15 protein-coding genes are annotated in these 21,997 nt (G+C 72.2%); 14 read left to right on the forward strand and 1 reads right to left on the reverse strand.

Annotation, left to right across the window (positions count from 1 at the left end; all coding sequences use genetic code 11):
• Positions 1-376: 376 nt before the first annotated feature.
• Positions 377-2,713: an FdhF/YdeP family oxidoreductase gene (locus tag AB0G32_RS08385; RefSeq protein ID WP_361159989.1), complete on the reverse strand. Its 2,337-nt coding sequence runs from the start codon at positions 2,711-2,713 to the stop codon at positions 377-379.
• A gap of 204 nt (positions 2,714-2,917) precedes the next feature.
• On the opposite strand from AB0G32_RS08385, the gene AB0G32_RS08390 reads away from it, so the two are divergent.
• From AB0G32_RS08390 to AB0G32_RS08455, 14 genes are all read left to right on the forward strand, one after another.
• A complete protein-coding gene (locus tag AB0G32_RS08390; protein WP_361159991.1) occupies positions 2,918-3,868 on the forward strand; it encodes a LysR family transcriptional regulator in 951 nt (316 codons plus the stop codon).
• 625 nt (positions 3,869-4,493) lie between these two features.
• Positions 4,494-6,797, forward strand: a complete 2,304-nt coding sequence (locus tag AB0G32_RS08395) for a peroxidase family protein (RefSeq protein ID WP_361159994.1) — start codon at positions 4,494-4,496, stop codon at positions 6,795-6,797.
• A 694-nt stretch (positions 6,798-7,491) separates the two neighbouring features.
• Positions 7,492-8,139, forward strand: a complete 648-nt coding sequence (locus AB0G32_RS08400; protein WP_361159996.1) for an LmbU family transcriptional regulator — start codon at positions 7,492-7,494, stop codon at positions 8,137-8,139.
• A 641-nt stretch (positions 8,140-8,780) separates the two neighbouring features.
• Positions 8,781-9,773 carry a ParB N-terminal domain-containing protein gene (locus AB0G32_RS08405; RefSeq protein ID WP_361159999.1) on the forward strand — a complete coding sequence of 331 codons (993 nt, stop codon included), beginning with the start codon at positions 8,781-8,783 and terminating at the stop codon, positions 9,771-9,773.
• Between the two features lie 289 nt (positions 9,774-10,062).
• On the forward strand, positions 10,063-12,405 hold the full coding sequence (locus tag AB0G32_RS08410; RefSeq protein WP_361160001.1) for an aminotransferase class I/II-fold pyridoxal phosphate-dependent enzyme: 2,343 nt from the start codon (positions 10,063-10,065) through the stop codon (positions 12,403-12,405).
• A 55-nt stretch (positions 12,406-12,460) separates the two neighbouring features.
• A complete protein-coding gene (dpgA, locus tag AB0G32_RS08415; RefSeq protein WP_361160004.1) occupies positions 12,461-13,579 on the forward strand; it encodes a 3,5-dihydroxyphenylacetyl-CoA synthase DpgA in 1,119 nt (372 codons plus the stop codon).
• Between the two features lie 5 nt (positions 13,580-13,584).
• The gene (gene dpgB / locus AB0G32_RS08420; protein WP_361160006.1) at positions 13,585-14,256 is read left to right on the forward strand and encodes an enoyl-CoA-hydratase DpgB; all 672 of its coding nucleotides are present in this window, start codon (positions 13,585-13,587) and stop codon (positions 14,254-14,256) included.
• The gene (gene dpgC, locus AB0G32_RS08425) at positions 14,253-15,539 is read left to right on the forward strand and encodes a (3,5-dihydroxyphenyl)acetyl-CoA 1,2-dioxygenase DpgC (protein WP_361160008.1); all 1,287 of its coding nucleotides are present in this window, start codon (positions 14,253-14,255) and stop codon (positions 15,537-15,539) included. Before dpgB ends, dpgC begins: the two co-directional genes overlap by 4 nt.
• Positions 15,536-16,414 (forward strand): hypothetical protein, encoded by an 879-nt coding sequence (locus tag AB0G32_RS08430; RefSeq protein ID WP_361160011.1) that lies wholly within the window; start codon positions 15,536-15,538, stop codon positions 16,412-16,414. The genes dpgC and AB0G32_RS08430 overlap by 4 nt, the downstream gene beginning before the upstream one ends.
• A 13-nt stretch (positions 16,415-16,427) precedes the next feature.
• Positions 16,428-17,231: an alpha/beta fold hydrolase gene (locus tag AB0G32_RS08435; RefSeq protein ID WP_361160014.1), complete on the forward strand. Its 804-nt coding sequence runs from the start codon at positions 16,428-16,430 to the stop codon at positions 17,229-17,231.
• Positions 17,232-17,361: 130 nt separating this feature from the next.
• Entirely contained in the window at positions 17,362-18,015 is a 654-nt protein-coding gene (locus AB0G32_RS08440) for a response regulator transcription factor (protein ID WP_361160017.1), read from the forward strand.
• Position 18,016: 1 nt separating this feature from the next.
• A complete protein-coding gene (locus AB0G32_RS08445) occupies positions 18,017-19,306 on the forward strand; it encodes an ATP-binding protein (protein ID WP_361160020.1) in 1,290 nt (429 codons plus the stop codon).
• A gap of 136 nt (positions 19,307-19,442) precedes the next feature.
• Positions 19,443-19,664: an MbtH family protein gene (locus AB0G32_RS08450; protein WP_361160023.1), complete on the forward strand. Its 222-nt coding sequence runs from the start codon at positions 19,443-19,445 to the stop codon at positions 19,662-19,664.
• 48 nt (positions 19,665-19,712) lie between these two features.
• Positions 19,713-21,971 carry an ABC transporter ATP-binding protein gene (locus tag AB0G32_RS08455; RefSeq protein ID WP_361160534.1) on the forward strand — a complete coding sequence of 753 codons (2,259 nt, stop codon included), beginning with the start codon at positions 19,713-19,715 and terminating at the stop codon, positions 21,969-21,971.
• Positions 21,972-21,997: the final 26 nt, after the last annotated feature.

The following is a 21,997-nucleotide window of genomic DNA, read 5'->3' on the forward strand; positions in this document are numbered from 1 at the left end:
ACCGCGTACGAACCGGGTCGCCCAGTCGTTGACGGCGAAGACGGCCAGGGTCAGGGCATGCCCGGCGCCGCCCGCCCGGACCGGCCGGCGCCCGTCCGGGACCGTGTCAGGAGGCGAGCGCCGCGGCGGGCGGCCCGGCGGGATGTCCGCGCTGGTGTCGGTCATGCGTCCCACCTTGCGGTCCCGTCGTCGGGAGCCGGTCGGGATCGGGTCGAGCGCGGCTGTGCCCCACCTCGTGGCGTGGCGTCCGGACCGGGGTTCAGGGCCGGCTCGGCATGGCCGAGTTCGCCGGTCGGGCCGGGCCCGCCCCGCTTCGACCGGGGGCGCGGTCGTCAGTGTTCGCCGGTGCCGAAGGGCCCGCGGTGGAAGGTGGCGTTCAGCTCTCCTGCTGCGGGCCGGGGACCGTGCGTCGCCCGTCGGCCGTCCTGTCCCGGACCGGCTCCAGCCGTACCACGACCGACTTGGAGGTCGGGGTGTTGCTGATGTCGGCGACACTGTCCAGGGGCACCAGGACGTTGGTCTCCGGGTAGTACGCGGCGGCCGACCCCACCGGGGTCGGATAGGACACGACCCGGAAGCCGGGGGCCCGCCGCTCCCTTCCGTCCTCCCAGACACTCACCAGGTCGACCAGGTCCCGCTCCGCCAGACCCAGCCGGGCCAGGTCGGCGCCGTTGACCAGCACCACGCGCCGCCCGCCGGTGATGCCGCGGTAGCGGTCGTCCATGGCGTAGGGGACGGTGTTCCACTGGTCGTGGGAGCGGAGCGTCTGGAGGATCAGATGGCCGTCCGGGGCGCGCAGGGCCGTGAAGTCGTTGCGGGTGAAGACCGCCTTGCCGCCGGCCGTGCGGAACTCGCGCCGGTTGACCGGGTTGGGCAGGCGGAACCCGCCGGGCCGGCGTACCCGGGCGTTGTAGTCCTCGAAGCCGGGCACGACGCGGGCGATACGGTCGCGCACGGTGTCGTAGTCGCGGGTGAACTCCTCCCACGGGATGTCCGGTTTGTCGCCGAGGGTGAGGCGGGCCAGCCGGCTGATGACGGCCACCTCGCTCAGGAGCCGCGGGGCGGCCGGGGCCAGCCGGCCGCGGGTGGCGTGCACCTCGCTCATCGAGTCCTCCACCGACATGAACTGCTCCCCGCCCGCCTGGACGTCGCGGTCGCTGCGGCCCAGCGTCGGCAGGATGAGCGCCGTCTCGCCGCACACGGTGTGGGAGCGGTTCAGCTTGGTGGAGATGTGAGCGGTGAGACGGCAGTTGCGCATCGCCCGCTCGGTGACCTCACTGTCGGGGGTGGCCCGCACGAAGTTGCCGGCCACGCCGAGGAAGACCCTCGCCCGGCCGTCCCGCATGGCCCGGATCGCGTCCACCGAGTCCAGGCCGGGAGCGCTGGGCGGAGTGAAGGAGAACTCCTTCTCCAGCGCGTCGAGGAACGCCTGCGGCATCCGCTCCCAGATGCCCATGGTGCGGTCGCCCTGCACGTTGCTGTGTCCGCGCACCGGGCAGACACCCGCGCCCGGGCGGCCGATGTTGCCGCGCGACAGCAGGAAGTTGACCACCTCGCGGATGGTGGGCACCCCGTGCTTGTGCTGGGTCAGACCCATCGCCCAGCACACGATGATCCGCCCGGCGCCGAGCACGCGCCGGTGCACCTGCTCGATCTCCTCGCGGGTCAGTCCGGTGGCCTCCGCCACCTCCGCCCAGCCGATGGTCCGGGCGTGCGCGGCGAAGGCGTCGAAACCGGTGGTGTGCGCGGCGATGAACTCGCGGTCCAGCACGGTGCCGGGCGCCGCGTCCTCCGCCTCCAGCAGCAGCCGGTTCAGGGCCTGGAACAGGGCCAGGTCGCCGCCGGGGCGGATCTGGAGGAACTGGTCGGCGATGGCCGTGCCGCGGCCCACGATGCCGCGCGCCTTCTGCGGATGCTTGAACCGTAGCAGCCCGGCCTCCGGCAGCGGATTGACCGCGACCACCTGTCCGCCGCGCCGCTTGGTCTCCTCCAGCGCGGACAGCATCCGCGGGTGGTTGGTGCCCGGGTTCTGGCCGACGACGAAGACCAGATCGGCGTCGTAGAGGTCGTCCAGGCTGACGCTGCCCTTGCCGATGCCCAGTGTCTCGCCGAGCGCCGAGCCGCTCGACTCGTGGCACATGTTCGAGCAGTCCGGCAGGTTGTTGGTGCCGAAGGCGCGGGCGAAGAGCTGGAGCAGGAACGCCGGTTCGTTGGCCAGCCGGCCGGAGGTGTAGAAGAGGGCCTCGTCGGGGTGGTCGAGGGCGCGCAGCCCGTCCGCCAGCAGACCGAGCGCCTCGTCCCAGCCGATCGGCTCGTAGTGATCGCTGCCGGGCCGCTTGACCATGGGCTCGGTCAGCCGCCCCTGCTGGTTCAGCCAGTAGTCCGACCGGCCGGCCAGCTCGGACACCGGGTGCGCACGGAAGAAGTCCGCCGTCACCCGCCGCGAGGTGGCCTCGTCGCTGATGTGCTTGGCGCCGTTCTCGCAGTACTCGTTGGCGTGCCGCCGGCCCGGCGCCGGCTCCGGCCAGGCGCAGCCGGGGCAGTCGAAGCCCTTGGGCTGGTTGATGTTGAGCAGGGTGAGCGCCGTGCGGCGCGGCGAGGTCTGCCCCAGCGCGTACCGCAGGGCGTGGGCGACGGCGGGCGCACCGGTGGCCCAGGTCTTCGGGGACGACACCGACAGGTCGTCCTCGGTCGGCTCCTCGATCGTGCCCATGATTCCCCTCAGTGCTTCGGTCGCCCATGCAGAACGGGGCCCGCCCGGGCGGGGACGTGGCGGCCACCGGATCGCCGGGAGGGCGTGCCGCCGTCACCCGACGTACCACCTTCCGGCCGGTCCGGCCCGGCGGTCAAAGACCTCTTGCCGATCACTTGATAAGCGCGGCTTATCCGCCCGCCGAGCGTGCCGCCACAATGAGACGTGCTGTTTCGCCAACTGGAATACCTGGTCGCCCTCTCCCGCACCCGCCATTTCGCCAGGGCCGCCGAGGAGTGCTACGTCTCGCAGCCCGCCCTGTCGGGCGCGATCCGCAAGCTGGAGGAGGAACTGCGGGTGCCGTTGGTGCGCCGCAGCCGCAAGTACGAGGGGCTCACCCCGGAGGGCGAGCGGATCGTCCTGTGGGCCAAGCGCATCCTCGCCGACCGCGAGGCGCTGGAGGAGGAGGTCCGGGCCCTGCGCGGCGGCATGACCGGGCAGCTGCGCCTCGGCTCGGTGCCGACCGCGTCGACCGCCGTCTCCCTGCTGACCCAGGTGTTCTGCGCGGAGAACCCGCTGGCCCGGGTGGAGGTGCTCGCCGACCTCCAGACCGACGACATCACGGCCCGGCTGAAGGCGTACGAGCTGGACGCGGCGGTCACCTACCGGCCGGCCGGGGACGACGCGGGCGCCTTCAGGTTCGTACCGCTGTACCGCGAGCGTTTCGTGCTGCTCGTCCGGGCCGGCTCCGGCGTCGGTCAGGGGCAGCGGGCGCAGGCGACCTGGGAGGAGGCGGCCCGGCAGCCGTTGTGCCTGCTGCACTCCAGGATGTTCGGACGCCGGGTGCTGGACGCGGTGTTCGCCCGGGCCGGCACCGCCGTGCGGCCGCGCGTGGAGACGGACTCGGTGGCCTCGCTCTTCGCGCACGTGCGCACCGGGCACTTCGCCAGCGTGGTGCCGCACGCCTGGCTGCATGTCTTCGGGGTCCCGGCGGGCATGCGGGCGCTGCCGCTGGTGAACCCCGTGCACACCGAGCAGATCGGCGTGCTGCTGTTGCGGCGCGAACCCGCCGCCGTCGCCGCGCAGGCACTGCTCGCGGCCGCGAGCCGGACGGACATGGCCGGTGAACTGGAACGAGTGCCGGGAACCACGGCCGCCGGGGCGGTCGAGGAGTAGCCGGCGGACCGGCCGCCGCCGGCCGGTTCACTTCGGGGCGCGCTCGCCGGGCCGGCCCCGGCGGCGGCGACGCCGGGCGCGTCTGGGCGACCCGGACCCGGCCCGGCACCGCGGCCGGGCCGTCGGAGGAGACCCGGGCCCGGCTCCGCACCTGGGCCGCCGCCACGGGCCCCGGATTCGCCGGACACCATCACCGCTATGGCACCGCCCCGACAGCAGCCCAGCCTTCGACCGGCCGGCCGTACGCCCGTACGGGTATCGGCCGGGTTGCCGACGCGGGTGAACGGTGACTGCCATGCGACGGCTACCGGTCGGTGACGGGCGCGCCCCGGCACCGACCGGGACCGTCTCTGTCCAAGCGCCCGGATCTGTCGCTTGGACGTGCCTTCGTGCATCCTTGGCGACGCGGCGGACGCTCCGTCCCCACCCGTCACTGTCCGGCCCCGCACCCCGGCCCCGCGTCCGTGTCACGTCGCGCGGACCGACCCCTGTCGGCGTCCGCACCCGGCGGTGCGGTCGGCGGTCCCGCGCTCGCCCTCTCGTCATCTCGCCCGAGAACGCCGGGAGTTGCTCACATCCCCCAGGACGGAACCGTCCGGTCAGGACAGCAGAGAAGGGACATGGCATGAGGCACGTGATCCGGCACGGCTCGGCTTCCAGACGTTCGCTCACGCGTACCCGAGCGGGTGTCGTCACCGCGGTGTTGGCCACGCTGGTGACCGCCCTGGCGGCGCCGTCCGGCGCGGCGGGAGGGCAGGGCGGAGTACGTCCGGAGACTCAGTCGCTGGACGGCGGCGGCAACAACCGCGCACACCCGGACTGGGGGCGGGCCGGTACCGCTTACGCCCGGCTGGCGGCCGCCAACTACGCCGACGGACACAGCGAGCCGGCCGCCGGACCGGACCCGCGCTACGTGAGCAACCGGGTCTTCGCCGACGAGGAGGTCCAGGGCGGCCAGGTGATGCCGGCGAACATCTTCTCCGAGCGCCAGGTCAGCCAATGGGCCTGGACCTGGGCCCAGTTCCTCGACCACACCTTCGCCCTGCGGCTCGGGGAGCAGGCCACCGATCCGCAGGGCGAGTCCGCCGACATGGCGGGCGACGACAGCGACCCGCTGGAGCTGATCGACGGGAAGCACTACCTGCCGTTCACCCGGTCCACGCCCGCCCGGGGCACCGGTGTGACCTCGGCGCGTCAGCAGGTCAACATGGACAGTTCCTACCTCGACGCCTCGGCCGTCTACGGCAGTGACAGCGACCGGCTGGAGTGGCTCCGGCAGGGTCAGGTCGACGGCGACCTGTCCGACAACGGCGCCAAACTCCTGCTGCCGGACGACTACCTGCCGCGGCGGGACGCGCGGGGCGATGTGTCGGCCGCCCCGGCGACCGACATCGACGGCCGTCTGCGGGCCGACCCCGACAGCGCGGTCGTCGCCGGGGACGTACGGGTCAACAACAACATCGCGGTGACCGGGGTGCAGACGCTGTTCGCCCGGGAGCACAACCGGATCGTGGACGCGCTGCCCGCCAACCTCACCGAGGAGCAGAAGTTCCAGATCGCCCGGCGGGTCGTGATCAGCGAGATCCAGTACATCACCTACACCGAGTTCCTGCCCGCGGTGGGGATCACGCTGCCCGGCTACCGGGGTTACGACCCGCGGACCGACGCCACCCTGACCAATGAGTTCGCCACCACCGGCTACCGCGCGCACAGCATGATCCACGGCGCCACCTCGCTCAACCAGCCGGCCGGACGCTACACCGAAGAGCAACTGGAGGCGTTCCGGGCCGCCGGACTCCTCGTCATGGGCGCTCCGGACGGCCCGGTGAGCGTCGAGGTCAGCCTGGAGTTCATGCGGGACAACCCCGAACTGCTCAAGGACCTGGGCCTGGGCCCCGTCCTCCAGTCCCTCGGCGACAAGGCGCAGTACCGCAACGAGGAGATGACCGACCACCTGCTGCGCAGCGTGCTGTGCTCGGCGCCGAACGCGGACCCCAAGTGCGTCTTCGACCTCGCCGCCACCGACCTGGCCCGCAGCCGCGACCACGGCATACCGAGCTACAACGACCTGCGCAAGGCCTACGGGCTCGCCCCGGTGAAGTCCTTCACCGGCATCACCGGTGAGGCCACCGAGGCGTTCCCGTCGGACGCCGAGCTGACGCCCGGCGCCGAGGTGGACGACCCGGACAGCGTCGACTTCCTCGACATGCGGAACCTCTTCGGCAGCAAGGTCGGCTTCCAGGCGCTGCCGGGCGACACCTCCGCCACCACCTACACCCGGCGCACCCCGCTCGCCGCCCGGCTCAAGGCGATCTACGGATCCGTCGACCGGGTCGACGCCTATGTCGGCATGCAGGCCGAACCACACTTGAAGGGCTCGGAGTTCGGGGAACTCCAGCAGGCGATGTGGGTCCGGGAGTTCCAGCGACTGCGTGACGGCGACCGGTTCTTCTACGGCAACCAGAGCACCACGCTGAAGGCGATCGCCAAGACGTACGGCATCGGCTTCCGCCACGACCTCGCCGATGTCATCGCCGCCAACACGGACATCGAACGCTCCGCCCTGCCCGACAACGTGTTCTACTCGCACGGCGAAGTCCCCGCCGGAAGCTGCCGGGTGGAGTACGAGGCGGGTGCCCCCGACGCCGGCGGCGCGTTCACCGGCACCATCGAGATCAAGAACACGGGACGTACGCCGCTCAGCGCGTGGGCGTTGCGCTACCGCTACGCCGACGGGCAGAAGGCCGTGGCGGCGAACGGCGCCGTGGTGTCGCAGAACGGCACCGACGTGACCGTCCACAGCCCGGACTCCGGCGGCACCATCCGGCCCGGCCACACCCGGCGCGTGTCGTTCACCGGCACCGCGACGGGCGGCAACGCCGACCCGGCCGGCTTCACCCTGAACACCACCCGGTGCTCGGCCGGTTAGCCGCCGCCCGTCACCACCTGCTGCCCGTTGCCCGCCGTCACCACTCAGCGGGCCCGCCATCACTCAGCGGGCTCGCCGTCCATCACGCAGCGGCCCCGGGGACCGGCCGTGCCGCCACACTGGCCGGTCCCCGGGGCCGTGCCGCGCCAGGGGAAGCGGCGCGCCAGGAGGAGCGCCGCCTTACGGGGAAGTACCGGCGCCACCGGGGGCAGCCGCCCCGGGAACAACCGCCTCGGGCCCCGACTCGCCGTCGACGAGGAGGTTGATGACCGTGAGGTGCTGCCCGCAGTGCGGACAGGCGTGGAGGGCTCCCAGGCGGGCCGCGGCCGGGCCGCCGGGATCGCCCGCCGCGCCATCCCGCTCGGCCGGCCGGCCGCGACCCGCTCGCCACCACCGGGACCGGCATCTGGGACCGCAGAACCTGCGGGTCGGATTCCGGCTCGTCCAGGCGAACTCCGTGCCGCACTCGGCGCAACACCGGGTCGCGGTGACCATGGGGCCTCCTCTTCCGCTCGCGGGGCTGCTTGCTCCGCGCGCCCAAGTAGACCCCGGAACAGGTAACTCCGCCGTAACACAGAGCCACGCTCCCGGCTCCCGGCCCGCCCGGCCCGCCGGATCCGCGCTGTTACCTGGCCGAGACGTCGCGCCGGGAAGGATGAGTGCGTGCGGACAAGGGGGCGGTGAGGTGCGGAGGATGGCAGGCGAAGCGGCACGGGGGACCGGTCGGCCGACGGAACCGGTGGTGCGCGAGCGGGAACACGTCGCGCTGGACGTACGAGCGGCGACCCGGCGCACCGCCCTGATGCTGTCCCCCGGACTGCCGCTGACGCAGTGGCGCCACCTCGGCCGGCAGATGTTCGTGGTCACGGACTCGTCGGCCTGGTGGCTGGGGGACTGGCTGGTCTACGGCCGCAGGGAGTACCCCGACCGCTACCGCAAGGCCCTGACCGACAGCGGCCTCGACTACCAGACCCTGCGCAACTATGCGTGGGTCGCAGGCAAGTTCGAACCGGCCCGGCGTCGAGCGCGGCTCAGCTTCCAGCACCACGCCGAGGTGGCCGGCATCCCCGCGCAGGAGCAGGACGAGTGGCTCGCCCGCGCCGAGCGGGGCGGCTGGTCCCGCAACGAGCTGCGCCGGCGGCTCCGGGCGCATCGCCATGACGACCGGACGCTGCTGCACCCGCTGGTGCGCCTCCAGGTCGCCTCCGACCGCCGGGTCCGCTGGCAGCAAGCGGCGGAGGCCGCCGGCCTCGACCTGCTGGACTGGATCGTGTCCCGCCTCGACGAAGCGGCGGCCGAACCGGCGCACACCGATCCCCTGACGGGCGATATCGGAGCCTGAGTCTCCGCTTCCCCGTGCCGGGAGCCCAGCGGTGTCCCGCCGGCGGGACACCGCTCACCGGCGACCGGACCGGCTTATTTCGGTGGTGCGTCTCCGCTTTTTCGTCATATTCACGGCGCCGTCGATCCCTCGTGGCGAAATGCCGTAATGCCCGCCGGACCTGCGGTTCTCCGGAAGTCGATGGGTCGGGTCCGGTACGCGTGACACCGTACGGTCCACATGCTGGGACGGTGGACTCTGGACGGGGCAGTAAGGCGTCTGCTGTTCTGGTGTCCAACTCGGCGCGCGGTTTCAGGCCGCCGTCGGCCAACAGGGCCGCGGTCTTCGTTGATGCGGCTCATGTGGTGGCATTACGGGGGAAGTCGAATGAGTTCAAGCATGGGCACAATTCCTAGAGGGACAAGCGTGTGCCGACCGGGTGTTCCGGCGGCCGAAGTGCGTCAAGGGACCGATGGTGCGGATGAGGCGTCGCCGCCCGTATCCGGACCTTCCTGGCCAGGACACCTGACCCCCTGTCCGGCGGGATTCTCAACAGGTGGCTGATCTCGTCGGGCGCGCCGATGCGCGTCATGACCGAGAAATCTGTCGTTCGTCGCGGAACGCGAACTTGTGTGCAGAAAGAGCCTCGGGGGGAGTTTGTGGTGCAGCTTGACCAGGCGCAATTCGAACAAGGGCTCGTCGTCGAAGTCGAGATCGATTCCTTGGTCGTGGAAGGGTCGCCGCGCAGTACCGGAGAGGACCAGGACCACATCCAGGCACTGGTGGAGGTAAGGGCTCCGCTTCCGCCGGTGCTGGTGCACCGGCAGACCATGCGGGTGATAGACGGTGTGCACCGGCTGCGGGCGGCGGCGCTGCGCGGTGACGACAAGATCGCCGTGGCGTACTTCGACGGCAGCGAGTCCGACGCCTTCGTGCTCGCGGTGGAGTCGAACATCACGCACGGACTGCCGCTCTCCATGGCGGACCGCAAGCGTGCGGCGAGCCGGATCATCACCTCGCACCCGCAGTGGTCGGACCGGATGATCGCCTCGGCCACCGGCCTCTCGCCCGGCACGGTCTCCGAGATCCGCCGGCGGGCGGCCGGGGACACGCTGGTGGAGGGCAGCCGGATCGGCCAGGACGGCCGGGTCCGTCCGGTCAACAGCGCCGCGGGGCGCGAACTGGCCGGAAAACTCATCAGGGAGAACCCGGGGCTGTCCCTGCGGCAGATCGCCCGTGCCGCCCGGATATCGCCGGAGACGGCCCGGGACGTCAGGAACCGGATCCACCGGGGTGAGGACCCGCTGCCCAAGCCGCGGGCCCGGGTCCGCCCGCAGCCGAAGGAGCCGGCCGAGGACACCGGCCGCAGCCGGGCCGTCGCCGCGGAACAGGCGATCGGCTCGGCCCGGATAGCGGCCCGCGCGGCGGCCGTGGACCGGCTGAAATCCGATCCCGCGCTACGGTTCAGCGAAACCGGCCGCATGCTGCTGCGGCTTTTGAACCTGCATACCCTGACCGGCGCCGAATGGCAGGCGATCATCGACAGCGTTCCGCCGCACTGCACTTCGGTGGTCGCCGATCTCGCCCACGCCTGCGCGGGAGTGTGGGGAGAGGTCGCCGTGCGGATGGAACACCAGACGGTGCGGCACGGGTAGGACACAACGGCAGCACAACGGCAGCATCGTCCAAGCGTCCGCATCCGGCGGTTGGACACCGGCCGGGCCTTTTCGTGGCACCTCACGTCAAGGCCCGGCCGAATGCGTCCGCATTCTTGTATTCCCGCGTTTTCCCTCGCCATTCTCTCCCTTCCGTTCGTTCTGCTTTCTTGCGTCCAAGCGTGCGATGCGCGCAGTTGGACGGCGTTGTCGAATCATCGGAGGCGTGTGATGCTGAGGCCGCGAATTCAGTTGCAGAGATCGCGCCGACGGCTTTTGGAGGGAATCCATGGCAGCGCAGCCCGCTCGAATAGGTGCCCGCTCCGGTAATTCCCCCGCCCCGGCCGAACGGGCCGCGGCCGTCGCCAATCGCGCATTGTTCGACCGCACCGGTCTGGTCCAGGGAAGCCACGGACTCGCGGGGCCGCCGGATACCGGGGTGAAGGTCTTCGGCCGTATGTGGAGCGCGCCGGTCGTCGTCGGCCCGCACCCCGACCGGGCCCGTCCCGGCCGGGCCCGGGCCGTGGTCCGCGCCGGCGCCGCGGCCGGGCTCCCCGCCGTGCTCACCGCACCGTGGCCCGCGCATTCCGCCGCCGACGGCGACGTACCGCGGTGGCTGGACATCACCGCCGTGCCGGACCGGCGAGCCGCGCACGAACTCGCCCTGCGCGCGCAGGACGCCGGGTTCGGCGCACTCACCCTCCGGCTCGCGCCGGCCCCCGGCCCCCGGCCCCCCGTGGACTGGCCGGCCCTCTCCGCGCTGTGCTCGCTGACCTCGCTCCCGCTGCTGGTCGCCGGGACGGACACGGCGCGGGACGCGCTGCGCGCGCTCGAGGCGGGCGCCGACGGCGTGGTGACCTCCAGCCTCCGGGAGCTGCCGGTGATCGCGGACGCGGTGGCCGGGGGCGGACTCGTCCTGCTCGGCGGCGGCATCCGCCGGGGCGCCGACATCGTGGTGGCGCTGGCCTCGGGCGCCGACGCGGTGGTCCTCGAACCGACCCCGCCGCACCGCCCGCCCACGGCCGCGACCGACGGCGACGGGGGCACCGGTGAGGACCCGGACGGGACCGCGTACGGGACCGCGCGCGGGACCCCGTACGGGACCGTGAACGAGACCCCGTACGGGACCGCGAACGAGACTGCGAACGGGACCGCGCGCACCGGGCTCGGACTGCCCGATCTGCCGGGCCTGATCCGGGAGTTCGCCCGCGCCATGGAGTTCACCGGTGCCGGCGAGGTGACCGACCTCGGACGCGAGGTGATCCGCGTCCAGGCCGCGCCCGCACCGGCACCCGCGGCGCCCGCACCGGCAGCCACCACGCCCGGACTGCGCCGGACAGACCTGCACAGCGCGCTGTCCGATCCCGTGCTGGACACGATGAACTTCCTCAACGAGATCACCTTCCGCTACCCCGACGCCATCTCCTTCGCCCCGGGCCGGCCCTACGACGGCTTCTTCGACACCGAGCAGATCTTCAGCCACGCCCGCCGCTACCTCGGCCATCTCGCCGACCAGGGAAGCACTCCCCGGCAGATCCGGACCGCGCTCTACCAGTACGGGCCCACCGCCGGCCTGATCCGCGAGATCATCGCCGACTCGCTGCGGGCGGACGAGGACATCGACGTGCCCGCCGAGTCACTGGTCGTCACCCTCGGCGCCCAGGAGGCCATGCTGCTGGCCCTGCGGGCCCTCGTCCGCGGACCCGACGACGTGCTGCTGGTCTCCAGCCCCTGCTACGTGGGGATCATCGGGGCCGCCCGGCTGCTGGACATCGAGGTGCACCCGGTGGAGGAACGGGACGACGGGCTGGCCCCCGCCGACGTCGAGGCGGCGGTCCGCGCACTGCGGGCCCGCGGCAAACACCCCCGAGTCCTGTACGTCCTGCCCGACCACGCCAACCCCTCCGGCAACACCCTGGACCTGCGCACCCGCACCGACCTGCTGCGCACGGCCGCGCGCCAGGGTCTGCTGATCCTGGAGGACAGCCCCTACCGCATGGTCAGCCCGGGGCTGCGGCTCCCGACCCTGAAGGCCCTCGACCGCACCCGTACGGTCGTGCACCTCGGCTCCTTCTCCAAAACCGTCTTCCCGGGCGCCCGGGTGGGCTACGTCGTCGCCGACCAGCCGGTGGCCGACGGCGCGGGCGGCAGCACCCTGCTCGCCGCCGAACTCGCCAGGATCAAGAGCATGATCACGGTGAACACGCCGTCCCTGAGCCAGGCCGTGGTGGCGGGCGCGCTGCTGGCCGCGCAGGGCCGCGTCTCGGAGATGAACAGCGAGGCCGCCGCGTACTACGGCGAGGCGATGCGGTCCGTACTGCTCCACCTGGACCGCTGCCTGCCCGCCGGCCGCCGGGCCGAACTCGGGGTCCGGTGGAACGAACCGGCCGGCGGCTTCTTCCTCAGCGTACGGGTGCCCTTCCGCGCGGACGAGGCGGCGCTTGCCCGCTCGGCCCAGGAATTCGGCGTCATCTGGACGCCGATGGCGCACTTCCATCCCATGGGCGGCGGAGAGAACGGAATCCGGCTGTCCATCAGCTATCTGACGCCCACCGAGATCCAGGAGGGAATCGCCCGGCTCACCCGCTTCATCCAGGCGGAATGCGCCGCCAACGAAAGGTCAGGCACATGAATCGTGTTGTACGGACACTGCGCAGCACACCGCGCAGGTGGGGGTGGACCTACCGATGACCACGACCGTCGAACGGCCCGGCACCGCGGAGCCGGGCGCCCTCCCCGGAGGACTCATCCGCCCGCGGATCGTGGGAGTGGGCACGGCGGCGACGCCGACCTCGTACTCCCAGCAAGAGGTGCTCGACGCCTTCGGGATCAGCGATCCCCGGATCCGTTCGGTCTTCCTCAACAGCGCCATCGAACGGCGCCACCTGGTGCTGCCCGCGCCGGACCACACCGGCGAACGGCACCCCGAAGCCCAGGGCGACCTGCTCGACAAGCACAAGTCGCTGGCCGTCGAGATGGGCGCCGAGGCACTGCGCGCCTGCCTCAAGCGGGCCGGCGCCGACCTCGCGGACCTGCGCCACCTGTGCTGCGTCACCTCCACCGGCTTCCTCACCCCGGGCCTCAGCGCCCTGCTGATCCGGGAACTCGGCATCGACCGGCACTGCAGCCGCTCCGACCTGGTCGGCATGGGCTGCAACGCCGGGCTGAACGCCCTGAACGTCGTCACCGGATGGTCCGTGGCGCACCCCGGCGAACTCGCCGTCGTGCTGTGCGCGGAGGCCTGCTCCGCCGCGTACGCGATGGACTCCTCGATGCGCACCGCCGTCGTCAACAGCCTGTTCGGGGACGGCGCCGCCGCCGTGGCGCTGCTCGCCGGCCCCCACCCCGGCACGATCGCCACCGAGGGCCCGCGGCTGCTCAAGTTCGCCAGCTGCATCATCCCCGAGGCCCTCGACGCCATGCGCTACGACTGGGACCGCGACCTCGGCAGGTTCAGCTTCTTCCTCGACCCGCAGATCCCGTACGTAGTCGGCGCCCACGCCGAGATCGTCGTGGACCGGCTGCTGGCGGGCACGGGCCTGCGCCGCAGCGACATCGCGCACTGGCTGGTGCACTCGGGCGGCAAGAAGGTCATCGACGCCGTCGGCGTCAACCTCGGGCTGACCCGGCACGACGTACGGCACACCACCGGCGTGCTGCGCGACTACGGAAACGTGTCCAGCGGATCGTTCCTCTTCTCGTACGAGCGCCTGCTCGACGAGGACGTCACCGAACCAGGGGAGTACGGCGTGCTGATGACCATGGGGCCCGGCTCCACCCTTGAGACGGCGCTGGTCCAGTGGTGAGGCCGGTGAGCGCGCCGAGCCAGGCGCTGACGCTGACGGTCGATGGCAGCGAGCCGCTGACGGCGGCCACCGTCAAGGCCGTCCAGGAGATCTGCGACCGGGCCGAGGACCGGGCCGGTCACGGCCCGCTCGCCGTGCACGCGACGGGCACCCCGCGCGGCGACTGGACCGGCGGGCTCGACGTGCTGCTGGTCAGCAAGTGGGAGCGGGCGCTGCGCCGCCTGGAACGGCTGCCGCTGGCCACCGTCGCGGTGGCCGACGGCGACTGCGGCGGAACGGCACTCGACGTGTTCCTCGCCGCCGACGTGCGCGCGGTGACCCCCGGTACCCGGCTGCTGGTGGCCCGGGACGCGTCCGGCACCTGGCCCGGGATGGCCGGCTACCGGCTGGTCCAGCTGGCCGGCCCGGCGGGCGTCCGCAGGGCGGTGCTGTTCGGACTGCCCGTCGAGAGCCCCGAGGCGCTGCGCCTCGGACTCGCCGACGAACTGGTCGACGACCCGGCCGCGGCCGTCGCCGCCGTGGCCGGCCTCACCAGCGGTCTGGCCGGCAAGGAGCTGGCGATCCGGCGGCAGCTGCTCTTCGACGCCGCGACCACCTCCTTCGAGGACGCCCTCGGCCCGCACCTGGCCGCCTGCGACCGGGCGCTGCGGACCACCGAGCGGGAGGCGGCCTCATGACGGCCGGCGCCCCGGATCTCTGGGCGCGGGCGCAGGAGGCGGACACCCTCGTCGACAAACTCGTCGCGACGCTGCCGGAGCCCGCCGCACGCACCGCGGAGCAGCGCGCCGAGATCGGCGCCGCCAAACACGCCGCCCGCGCCCTGCGCGCCGCCCACCTGGACCGGCACGCCGAGTCCGTGTACCGGCGGCTCACCGAGGACACCGCGGGCCTGCGCATCGGGGAGCTCCTGGACGCCGCGGCGGACCGGTTCCCCGGACTGGTACCGGGCCCCGAGCGGATCGCCGCCGACCGCGCCCGGCGCCAGGCCGACAAGGAGGGCTGGGAGATCGACCAGGGCCTCTTCCTGCGCGCGGTGCTGCGGTCACCGCAGGCCGGGCCGCACCTGCTCGACGCGATGCTGCGGCCCACCGACCGGGCCCGGCACCTGCTGCCCGAGTTCCTGCGCACCGGCGTGCTGCGCACCCGCTCGGTCCTCCTCGAACGACGGGACGGCACCGCGTACCTGACCATGTGCCGGGACGACTGCCTGAACGCCGAGGACGAAGAACAGGTCGACGACATGGAGACCGCCGTCGACCTCGCCCTGCTGGACCCCGGGGTCCGCGTGGCCGTGCTGCGCGGCGGCGAGATGACCCACCCCCGCTACCGCGGGAAACGGGTGTTCAGCGCCGGCATCAACCTCAAGCGGCTGCACGCCGGCGACATCTCGCTGGCCGGGTTCCTGCTCCGCCGCGAGACGGGCTACCTGCGCAAGATGATCGCCGGTCTGCTCGTCGACCACGACGGCTCCTGGCACTCCCGTACCGTCGAGAAACCGTGGATCGCGGCGGTCGACACCTTCGCCATCGGCGGCGGCATGCAGGTGCTGCTCGCCTGCGACCTCGTACTGGCCGCGTCGGACGCCTACCTGACGCTGCCGGCCGCCCGCGAGGGCATCGTGCCCGGCGCCGGCAACTTCCGCCTCGGCCGGCACACCGGTCCGCGGATCTCCCGCCAGGTCATCCTCGGCGGCCGTCGCCTGTGGGCGGCCGAACCGGACGCCCGGCACCTGATCGACGAGGTCGTCGAACCCGGCGAACTCGACGCGGCCGTCGAGCGCGCCGCGCGGCGGCTGCAGAGCCCCGCCGTCGTCACCAACCGGCACATGCTGAACACCGCCGAGGAACCACCGGAGGAGTTCCGCCGCTACATCGCGGAGTTCGCCCTCCAGCAGGCCCTGCGGCTGTACGGCGAGGACGTCATCACCAAGGTCGGCCGGTTCGCGGGACGCACGGCATGAGCCCGGCCGGCACCCGGGCGCGGTACGGGGCGCCCGGCGCGACGGACCTCGGCCGGTGCCAGCCGCCGTCCGCCGCCCGGGACCGCACCGGGGCCGCCCACGAGGCGCCCGACGCCGTACCGGCCGGACCCGGCGACCACGCCCGCTCCACCGGACCGGACACGAAGCCGCGCGCCCGCCTCGAGACGCCGGGCGCCCGCCCTGACCCGCCGGTCGCCCGCCTCGACACGCCGGTCGCACGTCCGACGGCATCGAGCGGCCGGGACCGGTCCACGGGCCTCGCCACCTCGTCCGAGAGCGGCCGGGACCGGTCCACGGGCCTCGCCACCTCGTCCGAGAGCGGCCGGGACTGGTCCACGGGCCTCGCCACCTCGTCCGAGAGCGGCCGGGACCGGCCCGCGGGCGGCTCCACCCGGCCCGGGAGCGGCCGGGACCGGCACGCTGACCCCGCCACCTCCTCCGGGAATGCCCTGGACCAGCCCATGCACCGCTCCATCCACACCTGCCCGCCGGCCTCCGGACCGGTCATCGCCCGGGTCCGGGACCGCGCGCCCGGCGGTGGCTTCGAGCGGGTCCTCGCCCGCGGTCTCGCCACCGCCGCGGAACGCGCCGTGCGCGGCCTGCCCGAGGCACGGCCCGGTCCGGCCGGGGCGGCCGGACCGTTCGCCGAGGAGCCGGCCGGTGACCCGGCGCGCGGCGCCCCGCGCCCGTTCCGCACGGTCGAACAGCCGGCCCTCGCCTCGGTCGGCACGCTGCTCGCGGCGGCGTTCACCGCCGTCGAACCCTGGGCGGAGTGCCGGCGGCGCGGCCACGACGCCGCCGAGGCCGTCCGGGCGTACCCGGAGCACCGCGCTCCGGACCGGACCCGAAGGTGAGGGGGACCGCCCGATGCCGGTGGTACACGTCAACGGAATCAACCTCGGCTACGACGACCACGGCTCGGGCGAGCCCGTGGTCATGGTCACCGGGACCGCGGCCCCCGGCCGGATCTGGCGCGCCCACCAGGTGCCCGCCCTGAAAGCCGCCGGCTACCGCGTCGTCACCGTCGACAACCGCGGCATCCCGCCGACCGACCTGTGCGAAGAGGGGTTCACCCTCGACGACATGGCGGCCGACGTCGCCGCGCTCATCAGCCACCTGGACGCCGGCCCGTGCCGGGTCGTCGGCTTCTCCCTCGGCGGGATCATCGTGCAGGAACTGCTCCTGGCCCGGCCCGACCTGGTCCGCCAGGCGGTGCTCATCGCCTCCTGCGGACGCGCGGACGCGCTGATCACCGCCATGTCCGCCGCCGACCTCGCCCTCGCGGACAGCGGGATCACCCTCCCGCCGCGGTACGCCGCCTATGTGCAGGCCCTCCAGAACCTCTCCCCGGACACCCTCAACGACGAGGAACAACTCCAGGACTGGCTGTCCGTCCTCGAACTGTCCCCCGCCTCGCCCGCCGCGGTCCGCGGCCAGCTCGGCCTCCAGCTGATCGGCGACCGGCTGCCCGCCTACCGCCGGATCACCGTGCCCTGCCAGGTCATCGGCTTCCGGGACGACCTCGTCGCCCGCCCCGCACTGGTACGGGAACTCGCCCAGCACATACCCGGGGCCGCCTACGCGGAAATACCGGGCTGTGGCCATTACGGCTGCCTCGAAAGACCCGACGCCGTCAACGAGATCATCACCGCGTTCTTCGCGCGGAACTGAGCACTGCGGCATACCCTGACCTTTTGCGCACAACTCCCGGGACTCAAGGGCCAGTTGTCGGGCCGGGTGCCAGGGTCACAGTCTCAGGGCGAGAGTCGCGGTCGGCAGAGTTCTTCGCGAGGGGTGGACGATGAGAGTACTGGTGGTCGAGGACCATGCCGTGCTGGCGGACTCGGTGGCACGCGTGCTGCGCCGCGAGGGCATGGCCGTCGACGTCGTCCACGACGGGGAACGCGCCCTGGAGAGCACCTCGGTCGTCGACTACGACGTGATCGTGCTCGACCGGGACCTGCCCGGCATCCACGGCGACGAGGTGTGCGGCACCCTGGCCGAACAACCGGTCCAGCCACGCGTACTGATGCTCACCGCGTCCGGCACCATGGCCGAACGGGTCGAGGGGCTCAACCTCGGAGCCGACGACTACCTCCCCAAGCCGTTCGCCTACCCGGAGCTGATCGCCCGGATCCGGGCCATCGGCCGCCGCCCGCAGCGGGCACTGGCGCCCGTCCTGGTCCACGGCGACCTGCGCCTCGACCCGGCGAAGCGGACCGCCAGCCGGGCCGGCGAGCGACTGCCGCTCAACCCCAAGGAACTGGCGGTCCTGGAATACCTGCTGGCCGCCCAGGGCAGGCCGGTCCCCACCGAGGAACTCCTCGAACGGGTGTGGGACGAAGCCACGGACCCCTTCACCAACACGGTGAAGACCACCATCAACCGCCTGCGGTCCAAACTCGGTTCCCCGCCCGTGATCGAGACGGTGCCCCGCGGCGGGTACCGGATTTGAGGTGCCCGTGCGGCCGTTCCCGCGCTCCGCAGACTTCCTCGACCGCGCCAGGGTCGCCGCACTGCTGAAACCGCGCCGGGTGCGCATGCGTCTCACGCTGCTCTACGGAGGGCTGTTCGTCCTCTCCGGCGCGGTGCTCCTCACCGTCACCTACCTGCTGGTCGCGGGCACCACCACCAGCCTGGTCCTGATCGACGGCGTCCAGGCCTCACCCGGCGCCGACCGGCCACCGCGGATCCACCGCTCGATCGGCGTGGACGGTGCCGGGGCCGCCGCCGGCGGCGGCCCGGGAGACATCGACCAACAGGCCGAGGCACTGAACGAGCAGGCACAGCACACCCACCAGGAGATGATCGACAACCTCATGTTCAACGCGGTGATCGCCCTGGCCATCACCTCCGTCATCTCCATCTGGCTGGGCTGGGTGGTCGCCGGACGCGTGCTGCGCCCGCTGCGCTCCATGACCACCACCATCCAGCGGATCACCGCCCGCAACGTGCACGAACGGCTGGCCGTCGAAGGCCCCCGCGACGAACTGAAGGACCTCGCCGACACGGTGGACGGACTCCTCGGCCGGCTGGAGACCACGCTCGACTCCCACAAACGGTTCGTCGCCAACGCCGCGCACGAACTGCGCACCCCGCTGACGCTGGAACACGCGCTGCTGGAGGAGTCCCTCATCGACCGGGACCCCACCGTCGACACCTTCCGGACGAACTTCGAACGCCTGCTGACCATCAGCAAACAGCAGGGACGCCTGCTGGAGGCGCTGCTCTTCCTGTCCACCAGCGAACGCGGCCTGGACCGGCCGGAACCGGTGGACCTCGCGGACCTCGCCGACGAGGCCGTGGACGCCGTCCGCCCGGCGGCCGGCAGACGCGGGCTGCGGCTCGACGCCCGTATCGCGCCGGCCTCCCTCGAAGGCGACCCGGTGCTCGTCGGACGACTGGTGGCCAACCTGCTCGACAACGCCCTGTCCTACAACGTCCCGGCCGGCCGGGTGCAGCTCACCGTCGGCACCCGCGCCGGACGCGCCTTCCTGACCGCGACCAACACCGGGCAACGCGTCCCCGACGACCAGGTCGACCGGCTCTTCCACCCCTTCCAGCGGCTCAGCCGCAGCGCGGACGACGGCCACCACGGCCTCGGCCTGTCCATCGTCCGCTCCATCGTCGACGCCCACGGGGCCGAACTCACCGCCCGCGCCGGCACCGACGGCGGACTCGTCGTGGACATCCTCTTCCCCGAGCGCCGTCAGGCCGGCGGAACAACGCACATCCTCCTGCGGTAAATCGTCGCCGCACGTGTCCAAGTGCCGATAATGAATGGTTGGACGCCGGCCCGCAATTCCGTCGCTTGTCGCCCCGGAAGGGGCTCACTATCGTGGGAAACGCACTCGGTGAACCCCACTGACGGGAGTGGTCACAGTGAATCCTTTCGACGATGAAAACGCGTCCTTCCTCGTTCTCGTCAATGACGAGAACCAGCATTCTCTCTGGCCCGCATTCGCCGAGGTGCCGGACGGCTGGAAAGCCGTGTTCGGCGAGGACACCCGGGCGGCGTGCATTTCGTACATCGAGAAGAACTGGACGGACATGCGCCCGAAGAGCCTCGCCGACCGGATGGCCGCCGCCCAAGCCGTGAACTGACCGAAGGCCGTCGGGCGAGACAACGGGACAGAGGTGGTAGCTGTGGCCATGATGGGTGGCCCAGGACCGGTGATCGTACGGGGGGACGGACCTGACCCCTCCCTTTCCAAGCAGGACGTAAGGCCCGGCACGGCAAAGCGAATCATCCCGTACGCCAAGCGGCACCGCCGCCGCATCGGAATCCTGCTGGCCGCCACGACGCTGAACGCGGGCAGTGCGGTGGCCATTCCACTGCTGTTCAAATACCTCATCGACAACGGCATCATGAAGGGCGACACCTCCGTCGTCGTATGGATAGCCGTGGCGGTGGCCGCACTGTCGGTGGTGGCCGGACTCCTCGGACTCGTGGAGGCATGGCTCTCCGCCCGCGTCAGCGAGGGCCTCATCTACGACCTGCGCACCGAGGTGTTCGACCACGTCCAGCGCCAGCCGCTGGCGTTCTTCACCCGCGCCCAGACCGGAGCCCTCGTCAGCCGGCTGAACACCGACGTGATGGGAGCACAGGCGGCACTCACCTCCCTGCTCTCCACCGTCGTCTCCGCCGCACTCACACTGACGTTCGTCCTGGTCACGATGGTCTACCTGTCGTGGCTCATCACGCTCGTCTCGCTGCTGCTCGCCCCGTTCTTCATCCTGCCCGGCAGGATCATCGGACGGCGGATGCAGCGCCTCATGCGCCGGCACATGCAGATCAACGCCGAAATGGGCTCGATGATGCATGAGCGGTTTAACGTCACCGGCGCGCTGCTCGCGAAGCTCTACGGCCGGCCCGACCGCGAATCCGCCGAGTTCTCCGGACTGGCGGACCGCAGCCGCGACGTAGGTGTCCGCACCTCCGTCCACATGAAGCTGCTCTTCCTGTCCACCATGCTGGTCAGCTCACTCGCCACCGCCGCGGTGTACGGAGTCGGCGGCCACCTGGTCATCGAGGCCACGATCCAACTGGGCACCCTGGTGGCCCTGGCCACCCTCCTGACCCGCCTCATGCAGCCGATCGGCCAGCTGTCCAACGCCCAGGCGGACGTGATGAACACCCTGGTCAGCTTCGACCGGCTGTTCGAGGTGCTGGACCTCGAACCGCTCATCGCGGAGAAGCCGGGCGCGGCACCGATCGGCACGGCCACGGACATCGAGTTCGACAACGTGTGGTTCCGCTACCCGAACGCGGCCGACGTCTCCCTGGCCTCACTCGAATCGATCGCCCTGCCGATGCCCGAACGCGCGGGCGACGCCTGGACGCTGCGCAACCTTAGCTTCACCGCACCGGCCGGGAAACTCACCGCGCTGGTCGGCCGCTCCGGCGCGGGCAAGACGACCATCACCCACCTGGTCCCGCGGCTGTACGACCCGGTCGAGGGAACCGTCCGGATCGGCGGCCAGGACCTGCGGGACGTCACCCTGGAGTCCCTGCTCGACACCGTCGGCATGGTCACCCAGGACGCCCACCTCTTCCACACGACGATCCGCCAGAACCTCATGTACGCCCGCCCGGACGCCGTTGAGCAGGACCTGATCGACGCCTGCCGGGCCGCCCAGATCTGGGACCTCGTCGAGTCGCTGCCCGACGGCTTCGACACGGTGGTCGGAGACCGCGGCTACCGGCTCTCCGGCGGCGAGAAGCAACGGATCGCGATGGCCCGGCTGCTGCTCAAGGCCCCGCCCGTCGTCGTGCTCGACGAGGCCACCGCCCACCTCGACTCCGAGTCGGAGGCAGCCGTCCAGCTCGCCCTGCGCACCGCGCTGAAGGGCCGGACATCCCTGGTCATCGCCCACCGGCTGTCCACCATCCGCGACGCCGACCAGATCCTTGTCATCGACGAGGGACAGGTCCAGGAGAGCGGCACGCACGAGGAACTGCTCGCCGCGGGCGGTCTCTACGCCGAGCTGTACCGCACCCAGTTCGCGGGGCAGTCGAAGAACGGCTCCGCTCCCGAACGGGACGAGCCCACCCGGCCGGCCGAACCGGTCGAATTCGCCGGCCACGTCGGTCCGGGTGGACCGGGAGGTCCGGGCGGACCGGGTGGACCGGGTGGACCTCAGGGTCCGGGAGGCCCGGGAGGTCCGGGAGGTCCGGTGCACGTCGGCGGTCCGATACCCGGCATGGGACCGGGACCGCATCCGGTACCCGGAATGCCGCAGGGACCGATGCCGGGCATGGGCCCGGGACCAGTGCCGGGCGGCGGTCCGGGACCGGTACCGAGGCAGGGCCCCGGCGGCCCGCGAGGCGGACCCCGCTTCCGTCGTGGAGGCCCGAACGGAGGCCCGAACGGAGGCCCGCCCCCGCAGGACCGCCAGGGCCCCGCCTAGGCCCCCGCTCAGGGCCCTACGGGCTC

Source organism: Streptomyces sp. NPDC023723 (assembly GCF_040639815.1).
Taxonomy (GTDB): domain Bacteria; phylum Actinomycetota; class Actinomycetes; order Streptomycetales; family Streptomycetaceae; genus Streptomyces.